General features: G+C 48.9%; 5 protein-coding genes, 1 tRNA gene, 1 rRNA gene and 1 pseudogene. 2 read left to right on the plus strand and 6 right to left on the minus strand.

The genetic code is table 11. The features are described from left to right. The first annotated feature begins 275 nt into the window (after positions 1-275). Both rrf and FHS77_RS15775 read left to right on the plus strand, forming a co-directional pair. A 5S ribosomal RNA gene (gene rrf, locus FHS77_RS15770) occupies positions 276-390 on the plus strand. 286 nt (positions 391-676) lie between these two features. Further along, positions 677-753 (plus strand) — tRNA-Met (locus tag FHS77_RS15775). A 560-nt stretch (positions 754-1,313) separates the two neighbouring features. On the opposite strand, the pseudogene FHS77_RS16550 reads toward FHS77_RS15775, so the two are convergent. From FHS77_RS16550 to FHS77_RS15800, 6 genes and pseudogenes are all read right to left on the minus strand, one after another. After that, a pseudogene (locus tag FHS77_RS16550) lies at positions 1,314-1,484 on the minus strand (IS3 family transposase); the annotation flags it as partial. A 168-nt stretch (positions 1,485-1,652) separates the two neighbouring features. Continuing rightward, the gene (locus FHS77_RS16555) at positions 1,653-1,928 is read right to left on the minus strand and encodes a transposase (protein WP_425498150.1); all 276 of its coding nucleotides are present in this window, start codon (positions 1,926-1,928) and stop codon (positions 1,653-1,655) included. Between the two features lie 30 nt (positions 1,929-1,958). Continuing rightward, positions 1,959-2,186, minus strand: a complete 228-nt coding sequence (locus FHS77_RS15785; RefSeq protein WP_184224871.1) for a hypothetical protein — start codon at positions 2,184-2,186, stop codon at positions 1,959-1,961. Further along, positions 2,176-2,496, minus strand: coding sequence for a hypothetical protein (locus tag FHS77_RS15790; RefSeq protein ID WP_184224872.1), 321 nt, complete (start codon positions 2,494-2,496; stop codon positions 2,176-2,178). Before FHS77_RS15790 ends, FHS77_RS15785 begins: the two co-directional genes overlap by 11 nt. Further along, positions 2,468-2,728, minus strand: a complete 261-nt coding sequence (locus FHS77_RS15795; protein WP_184224873.1) for a hypothetical protein — start codon at positions 2,726-2,728, stop codon at positions 2,468-2,470. Before FHS77_RS15795 ends, FHS77_RS15790 begins: the two co-directional genes overlap by 29 nt. Before the next feature lie 65 nt (positions 2,729-2,793). Then, on the minus strand, positions 2,794-3,402 hold the full coding sequence (locus tag FHS77_RS15800; protein ID WP_184224874.1) for a metallophosphoesterase family protein: 609 nt from the start codon (positions 3,400-3,402) through the stop codon (positions 2,794-2,796). Between the last annotated feature and the right edge of the window lie 57 nt (positions 3,403-3,459).

Raw genomic sequence — 3,459 nt, forward strand, 5'->3', positions numbered from 1 at the left:
GATAGGCCGGGTGTGGAAGTGCGGCAACGCATGCAGCTTACCGGTACTAATAGCTCGATCGACTTGATCATTCTCATTATCAATATCCATCAAACCAAGTTTGATGAAAACTTTGCCCCTCACGCCTTATTCACTTCGTGAATGGCTCCGGGAGGGCGCCGAAATATCGGCGGCACACAGTCGTGTGCTTATTGTTTATCAGCGCTCTATAAATGCGCTGAATTATCTGCATGAAAGAAAAACAGCTTCTCAACCCATTTTATGCGCTTTGCTGACCTGGTGGTTATTGCGGAGCGGCTGCACCCGATCCCATTCCGAACTCGGCCGTGAAACGCTCCAGCGCCGATGGTACTTTGTCTTAAGGCACGGGAGAGTAGGTCGCTGCCAGGTCTGCTAATCGCATAAAATGAAATCATCTTCTCTAAACAGAACAATCAATTCAAAAACGCAATCAGCGTTTAAAAAATACCAGCCAGATATAATCAAAACAAACTGGCTAAAAGCCTTAATCAAAATGCTGTGCTCATATCAAAAATAACAGCATGAAATTAAGCAGTAAGCGTGAAACACGCAAAAGTTTACTGCGGGCTGGAGCAGCCCGTTCAACCGCAGACGGCAAAGCCGGCGAGGATGAACAAAACAAAAAAAACGGGCTGAATGCTCGTACATAGTTTATCGCGGGGTGGAGCAGCCCGGTAGCTCGTCAGGCTCATAACCTGAAGGCCGCAGGTTCAAATCCTGCCCCCGCAACCAAAATATGACTGTCAATGCAGTCTCTTACAAAAAAGCCCCTATCCAAAGATAGGGGCTTTTTGCGTTCTGGGGGCAGAATAGGGGCACAAATTATCAACGCCAGACAACACACAAATCGCGCCAGACCCGTTTTGTCCTGAATGGCTGGCGCGATATGAGTCACTCTACCGCAGCCTGTTTAAGCAGTAGCTGGTTTTTAGCCGACCTATGGTGTCCTGTAGGGCGCAAGGTTTGTTTTATCGTCTGCGTTGGCAGAAACAATCCGGAAAGAGAGAAGAAACGATCCTGCCGCCCGCACAAGCGGTCAGTCCAGCATACCGCCCGCTAGGCACCCTCCCCATTCAAAAGCAAATATAAAAACGGTTCGTCGGAACGAAGCGGTTCGAGCGAAAGAAAGGTAGCGAATTACAGCTTATCCCCAGCTGTATGGTTCCTGCTAAATGATTTTATATATGAATATATATGTATAGCGGTACCATTTATGCGCAACCGCTTCTCGAAAGCGGCTGTGGGGTTCAGTTCGGAGCGGTATGGACTTGTCCCGCTATATTTCCGCCTCATTATCTCTTTTCGGCGGATATTTTCTCGAATTGAGCGGGCGATATTCCTCTGAGTGTCGAATGCCTTCTGCGTATGTTAAAAAATCCATTGATGTATTTGAAAAGCGCATCGGTCAGCTGTTTTCGTGTTTGCCACGAATGTCGCCAAATTAGCCCCACCTTCAGTTTTTTGAAAAATGTTTCAGATACAGCATTATCCCAGCAGCACCATGTCCTGTCTTTGCCGTTTGCTTAATGGCCGTCTGCGCCAGGCACGATAACCACGTGATGTAACGTCCATAATCTGGCACAGCCGGTGGATTGGAAATCTGAGTGCGTGCTCTTCGATGAAAGCAAACCTTATTTGCTTTGCTTCGCGAAGAACACGGTGGGCTTTTTGAAGATTTCCCTCTCCTGCAGAAGTAGGCGGTTCGCTTTACGCAAGCGGTCGTTTTCTTTCGCCAAATCGATATCGTGAGCTGGAGGCTTGTCATCAGGGCGAGAGCGCTGTATCCATTTCGATAGCGTGGAAAGGCCGACACGCAAATCAGATGCTACCTGGCGGCGAGTAAGACCACACGTCAGCGCAATCCGAACGGCTTCGCGTCGGAAATCATCAGTATGTAAAGCTGTCATATATCTGCTCCTTAATGACCAATAGTCTATTCAGGGAGGCGGAATCAAACCGTGAAAAGTCCATTGTTGCGGATAATCAATATGGGCTGCTGTATTAATCTCCCATAGACCATGGCCACGGCCATGCGGATCAGGATGACACCAGACACGATTGGCATGCATATGGCCGTTGACCCAAAGCACAATATTGGGGAAACGCCGCAATAATGCCAGCAGGGCATCTGAACCGAGCCGGTCGCTTGTTGTCTCATAGGGCATGGGTAAGATTGTCGAATGTGCGGGAATTATGATGCGAGAATAAAACAATGAGCTGGTCTTTGTTGTTTGTCTCGATCAATGCGCTATTCTCATCATAATAACGCGCATGAAGATTGGTAAGTGTTTGGGTGAGCCATGCAGCCTGCGCCGGATTAAGTGAGCCATCAGGGCCATCATTCGGGTTGGTGCTGTCAAACATGATGGCGGTGAGCTCATCGGCCATCGGAAAAGTATAGTATGCGGTTTTCTCATTCAGATTGTTGGTCGTGAACCCATGCCCCTCATGGCCATAGGCACCGGTTTTCTCCAAATGAAGCCGAATAATCTTCTTTGCTGAAGGATTGTCGTTTCGCGGCAGGAGTAATATTGCGCAGCGGCATTTTGCTAATCAGCTCTTCAATGCCATGTCGGTCGGGATGAATGATTGCGCCGATAAAATCTTGCATTGTCATGCCTTCGGGGATGCCGGTCGATAATTTGTCGCCGGTAGCCAGCAAATCTAAGAAGTGACTGAGGCCGCTAGGTAAAACACCGGCATCCATCAAATGATGATTGCCAAAGCCAGTATACCACGGAAATTTCAAGCCCTCAAATGCAATTGGTTCGCTCACCGCATCAATAAAGCCTTGAACCACCGGATAGCCGTAAGCCCTTTTCCAAAGGTCGTCATGCTGGTTGGCTTTGACGTGCACGGGATGCCAGAAAGCATCATAGGCATTGCCTTGCAGGGATGTTTCGTCCTGCAAACCCTGATAGCCGCCACCAGTGGCGTTGAAACTGTTTTTTCACCATTCAGCACTGCAATAACGGCTTCAAATTCATGCAAGCCGCGGCTGTCGGCATTGTCGCCTGTGGAAATGGCAAAGTCAAAAATACGTCCTGAAATGGGCCCTTTACCAATGGCATTGATGCGCCGCACCATAGCATCTAGCACATGTACGGTGAGGGTGTCTTGCGGGCGCGCGGCATTGGATAAAGGGGCGCCATTGATGTTGCCTATATACTGGCGCAAAAACGAGGAGTGAGACGGCGAAGCCGCATCTATAATATGTAAGTCCGCAACATGAGCAAAGGAAACCAGAGGTCTCCGCCGGCTCTCGCGTTCAGGTTTGGCTTCGCTCAAATCTTCACGCACCACAATCGGCCAGCCATTATCTACTGCGATACAGCGATATAATTTGGTCTTGCACCGGTTGTGTTCCGGTCTATCTCTCATTTTAAGCGGCTTTTTTCTCAAATGCCACCGGCGATTTCCAGCCGAGTGTTGAATGTC

It is taken from the genome of Paenochrobactrum gallinarii (genome assembly GCF_014205685.1).
Taxonomy (GTDB): Bacteria; Pseudomonadota; Alphaproteobacteria; order Rhizobiales; family Rhizobiaceae; genus Paenochrobactrum; species Paenochrobactrum gallinarii.